Origin of the sequence: Actinomadura roseirufa, from assembly GCF_900659635.1 — a bacterium.
GTDB lineage: Bacteria > Actinomycetota > Actinomycetes > Streptosporangiales > Streptosporangiaceae > Spirillospora > Spirillospora roseirufa.
Map to the genome: position 1 here is coordinate 1 of NZ_CAACVB010000402.1, position 5,223 is coordinate 5,223.

Here is a 5,223-nt window from a genome sequence, read left to right on the forward strand (position 1 = left end):
CTTTCCCTACACGACGCTCTTCCGATCTAGCGCCCCGCCGCTCTCGGTCACCACCAGCGCGCCGACCAGCGCCGCGGTGAGCGCGGCGGCGGTGCCGAGCGGCAGCAGCGAGCGGTTGCGGACCGGCCGCAGCAGCACCGGCTCGAACCGCTCCGGCCGGCGCGGCCGCGGGACCTCCAGGGCGTCGGCGGCGTCGATGACCCGCCACGGGTCCCGGACGCGCAGCTCGGCGAGCTGGTCGCGCACCGCGTACCGGGGCATGCGCTCCACGTGCCGCAGCACGTAGGCCACCCGGACGTGCGGGTCCAGCCGGGACAGCACGCCGATCAGCGCGGGGTCGGGCAGCCGGGGCGGCAGGGCGCGCAGCCAGGGCCCGAGGCCGAGCTGCAGCCGCCGGGACGGGCGCATCGCCCGGCGCAGCACGCGGGTCCGCCGCCGGGCGAAGGCGGTCGGCGAGCGGTCGCGCCGGGCGGTGCCGTCCACGATCCGGCGGGCGATCGCCAGCCGGTGCGAGCGCTTTCCCCGCCCCGGCAGGACGAAATACGCCATCCGGACAAGGGCGCTGTAAGGCGTTTCCGTCGCTGGATTCGTGATCACGTCTTCCGGCACGGCGGCCACTCCCTCTGGGGTTCCTCCATCGCGGAACCCGAGGTTAGGCAGGCGCGCGCCACGCCACCGCGGAATTGAGGCAACGATTACAAATCCCGGTGGAAATCTCCGCCCATTTCCCCAGAAAAAGGCGCGCTCGGCTCAGTCGCCGAGTGCCAGCGCGTATTCCGCCTCGGTGATGTTGCGGCCCGTCAGCAGGACCACCGGGCGGCCCGCCGCCTCGACCTTGCCCGCGAGGACGGCGGCGACCCCGGCGGCGCCCGAGCCCTCGGCGACCAGCCCGTGCGCGCGGAACAGCCAGCGCAGCGCGGCGCGGATCTCCGCGTCGGTCACCGTGACCAGCGCCGCTCCGCGGACCAGGCCCGGCGTCACGCTGCCCGCCTCCAGGTTGCCGCTGAGCCCGTCCGCGATCGTCGCGCCGACCGGCACCTCGACGATCCGGCCCGCGGCCACCGCCGCCGACACGGCCCGCGACCGCGCGGACTCCACGCCGACCATCCGGACGCCGCCGCGGCGCCGCGCCCACAGCGACAGGCCCGCCAGCAGCCCGCCGCCGCCGACCGGCGCGACGACCGTGAGCGGCCCCTCCACCTGGGCGTCCAGCTCACGGCCGAGCGTGGCCTGCCCGGCGATCACGGCGGGGTCGTTGTAGGGCGAGACATAGCGTCCGGGCAGGCCCATCGCGTGCGCCTCGGCCTCGTCGTAGCCCGTCCCGTGCCGGACGAGCCGCACCGGGAAAGCACCGATCTTCTCGACCTTGGCCCGGGAGGCGCGGGTCGACACGACGACGGTGACGTCGGCGCCCGTCCGGGCCGCCGCGAAGCCCATGCCGAGCCCGTGGTTGCCCGCGCTCGCGGTGACGGCCGGCCCGTCGTCCGGCGGCTCGGCCAGGGCCGCCAGCGCGCCCCTGACCTTGAAGGATCCCGTCGGCTGGAGGCTCTCCAGCTTCAGCAGCGCGCCGGGGGCCAACTCCGAGTCCACCAGGGGCGTCGGCGCGAGGACGGCCGAGACCGCCCGCCACGCGCGGTCGAGGTCGTCCTGGTCCGGCGGGCGGACGGGGCGCACCGTCATGACCGCCGCGCCTTCCTTGATCGCATATGCCCCAGCGTAGGGCGTGCGGAGGCCGGGGCGGCGTTCCTGGGCCTTCGCGGCTTCGCAACCCTGTCGAACCGAACGCGAACGTTATCCCGGACGTCCTAATGTTGGGCGACGCGACGACGACTCCGGGGTGGACGTGGAAACGGTAAGCATCAGTGAGCTGTGGGACCGAGTGACGGGAACGCAGCCCGATCCGCCGTGGTGGCTGGTCGTCCTCGTCGGCGTCGTCGCGCTCGGCGCCGTGCTGCACGGGCCCACCTGGCGGGTCGCGCGCAACACGGTGACGATCGCGCACGAGGGCGGCCACGCGCTGGTGGCGCTGGTCACCGGGCGCAAGCTGGACGGCATCAAGCTGCACTCCGACACCTCCGGCGTCACGGTCTCGCGGGGCAAGCCGCACGGCCCCGGGATGGTGTTCACCGCGCTGGCGGGCTACCTCGCGCCGCCGCTGCTCGGGCTGCTGTTCGCCGCGCTGCTGGCGGGCGGGCGCATCACGCTGATGCTGTGGTTCGCGCTGGCGCTGCTGGCCGGCATGCTCGTCATGATCCGCAACGCCTACGGCGCGCTGTCGGTGCTCGCCACCGGCGCCGTCGTCTTCCTGGTGTCCTGGCTGGGCGACGCCAAGGTGCAGGCCGGGTTCGCCTACCTGGCCGCCTGGTTCCTGCTCATCGCCGCGACCCGGCCGGTGATCGAACTGCAGCGCATGCGCGCCCGGCACATGGCGCCGAGCTCGGACGCCGACCAGCTCGCGCACCTCACCGGCGTGCCGGGGCTCGCCTGGGTAGGGCTGTTCGCCTCCGTCGCGCTGCTCTCCCTCGTCGCCGGGGCGGCGCTGCTGTTCCCGGACGCCGCGTCCTCGGCGCACATCCCCGAACCACCGCGCTTCTAGCGTCGCCTCCGCGGCCGGCGGAGACGGTTGACGCGCGGCGGCGGAGCACGGTGAATGTCCGACGCTGCCGATAGTTTCGGCTGTGTGAGCGATCGATGGGACCGGCCGCGCGTGCTCGGGCTGGCACCGGACGCGGCGGCGGCCACGGCCGCGGCCGGAGTCGCCGAGCCTTCCCGGTGGAGCGCCACCGGCTGCGACGCCGAGTCCGTCTGGGGCGAGTGCCAGGGCGGCGGGCAGGGCGGCGCGGTCTACCAGGTCCGCGCCGACCTCGCCGAGCCCGCCTTCCACTGCTCATGCCCCAGCCGGAAGGTCCCGTGCAAGCACGCCCTCGCGCTGCTGCTGCTGTGGAGCGACGGAGCGGTCCCCGGCGCCGTCCGTCCCGGGTGGGTCTCCGAGCCGCGGGCGAGCCGCCCGGAGGCGGAGCGCGGTGAACACGCCGCGCGTGCCCGGAGGAAGCCCGACCCGAGGACGGCCGAGCGGCGCGAGCGGCGCGTCGACGACGGGCTCGCCGACCTCGACCAGTGGCTGTGCGACCAGGTCGCGCATGGGCTCGCCCAGGTCGAGCAGGCCCCCTACCGGCTGTTCGACGACGCGGCCCGCCGCCTCGTCGACGCGCAGGCGGGCGCCCTCGCCGGCCAGGTCAGGGCACTGGCCGGCGTCCCCGGCCGACCCGGCTGGCCCGGACGGCTGCTGGAGGAGTACGCGCTGCTGCGGCTGCTCGTCCGGGCGCACCGGCGGCGCGCGGAGCTGCCCCAGGGCCTGCGCGACACCGTCCGGGCGCGGGTGGGGTTCACCGTCGCACAGGAGGAGGTCCTCACGGCGGGCGAGCGCGTCCGCGACCGGTGGTGGGTGACCGGCCTGCGCGACTCCGCGCAGGAGCAGCTCACCACGCGCCGCGTGTGGCTGCGCGGCCGGCGGACGGGCCGTCCCGCGCTCGTGCTGTCGTTCGCGGCCCCCGGCGCCGCCCTCGACGCGTCCCTGACCGTCGGCTCGGAGGTCGACGCCGAGCTGGCGTTCTACCCAGGCGCCCAGCCCCTGCGCGCCCTAGTCGCCGCAAAGCATGCCACCATCTCGCACGGAGCCGCCTCGGGGGGTGTGCCCGAGGGAACGAGCGTGCGCGGTCTTCTCGGCGAGTACGCTGCCGCCCTCGCCCGCGACCCCTGGCTGGACCAGTGGCCCGCGGTGCTGGCGCGGGTGCGGATCGGCCGCGCCGAAGGGGGCGCCCTGTACGCGGTCGACGGCTCCGGGGACGCCCTGCCCCTGCGGATCAGCGACCCGTGGCGGCTCCTCGCGGTCTCCGGCGGCGGGCCCGTCACCCTGGCCGGCGAGTGGTCGGGCCACGGCCTGCTCCCGCTGGCGGCCTGGCACGAGGAGGAGGGGGCGGTGCCCCTGTGAACGACCCTGTGAACGAGCCTGTGAGCGCCCCGGTGGGCGGCTGGAACGCCCACGTGACCGCGGCGCTGCTCGGCACCGAACGCCGCGACCCGCCCGCCTTGCAGGAGGCACCCGCCGCTCCGGCCTCGGTCGGAGCGGACGGGGGGAAGGCGGGGCGGCTGCTCGACCAGGCGGCGCTGCTGACCGTCCGGCGGCGGGCCGGGCGGCTCCCGGCGCGCGCGGGCACCGCCGGGGAGGCGGACCCGGCCGGTGGGGCGGGGACGGTCGAGCTGATCGCGCCCGCCCCCGCCGAGCACGCGCCGGTCGTGCCGCCCGACGCCGCCGCGCGGCTGGCGCGGATCCTCGCCGGTGAGCAGATCCAGGTCCTGCCCGAGTGGCTGGACGCCGCCGCCGGGCACGGGCTCCGGGTGCCCGCCCGGCTGCTGCCCGAGCTGCTGGAGCGCGGCCGAGGCGACCGGGTGCTGCGGCCGTCGATCGCGCGGGCCGCCGGGCGGCGCGGCGTGTGGCTGGCCCTGCGGAACACCGACTGGGCCTACCTCGTCGGCACGGGCGACGACCACGGCGGCGGGGACGGCGTGTGGGAGACGGGGACCCGCCTCCAGCGGGTGGCGTTCCTGTCCGGGCTGCGAGGCACGGACCCGGAGCGCGCGCGGCGGTTGCTCGCGAGCACCTGGGGCCGGGAGCCCGCCCCCGACCGCGCGGCCTTCCTCGCCACGTTCGAGCACGGCCTGGGTCCCGCCGACGAGGACGTCCTCGAAGCCGCGCTGGAGGACCGCGGCAAGGACGTCCGGCAGGTCGCCTCCGACCTGCTGGCGCGGATGCCCGGCTCGGCGTACGGGAGGCGCATGGCCGCGCGGGCGCGGCGCTGCCTGGTCCCGGCCGTCCGCGAGGTCCGGGGCCGTGAGCGCACGTGGATCCTGGTCGAGGCGCCGCGCGAGCACGACGAGGACCTCGCCCGCGACGGCGTCCCGTTCCATCCCGGCGGGTCGTTCGCGCCGGGCGGCGGCGGGCCGGTGGGCACCCGCGCGGCGTGGCTGCGCGAGATCCTCGCCCGCACGCCCCTGACCACCTGGACGGACCTGTTCGGGCTGCCGCCGATGGAGATCGTGTGCCTGCCCCTCGGGGACGCGGGCGGCGCCGGGAAGGCGAGCACCGCCGGGGAGCCGGGCGGCGCCGACTCCGGCGGCCGGGCGGCGCGCGACGTGCACATCGGCTGGGCGCGGGCCGCGCTG

At 76.8% G+C, this 5,223-nt stretch carries 5 protein-coding genes; 3 read left to right on the forward strand and 2 right to left on the reverse strand.

The window, feature by feature from the left end; all coding sequences use genetic code 11:
- Positions 1 to 6: 6 nt before the first annotated feature.
- Together E1291_RS45545 and E1291_RS38800 are read right to left on the reverse strand one after the other, a co-directional pair.
- Entirely contained in the window at positions 7 to 549 is a 543-nt protein-coding gene (locus E1291_RS45545; protein ID WP_131743015.1) for a hypothetical protein, read from the reverse strand.
- A gap of 201 nt (positions 550 to 750) precedes the next feature.
- Positions 751 to 1,680: a threonine ammonia-lyase gene (locus tag E1291_RS38800; RefSeq protein WP_131743016.1), complete on the reverse strand. Its 930-nt coding sequence runs from the start codon at positions 1,678 to 1,680 to the stop codon at positions 751 to 753.
- A 163-nt stretch (positions 1,681 to 1,843) separates the two neighbouring features.
- Here E1291_RS38800 and E1291_RS38805 point away from each other — a divergent pair, with 163 nt between their 5' ends.
- From E1291_RS38805 to E1291_RS38815, 3 genes are all read left to right on the forward strand, one after another.
- Positions 1,844 to 2,596: a M50 family metallopeptidase gene (locus tag E1291_RS38805; protein ID WP_131743017.1), complete on the forward strand. Its 753-nt coding sequence runs from the start codon at positions 1,844 to 1,846 to the stop codon at positions 2,594 to 2,596.
- Positions 2,597 to 2,680: 84 nt separating this feature from the next.
- Positions 2,681 to 3,991, forward strand: coding sequence for an SWIM zinc finger family protein (locus E1291_RS38810; protein WP_242614651.1), 1,311 nt, complete (start codon positions 2,681 to 2,683; stop codon positions 3,989 to 3,991).
- Between the two features lie 20 nt (positions 3,992 to 4,011).
- The coding region (locus E1291_RS38815; protein WP_131743019.1) for a DUF5691 domain-containing protein at positions 4,012 to 5,223 on the forward strand (1,212 nt) is incomplete at its 3' end.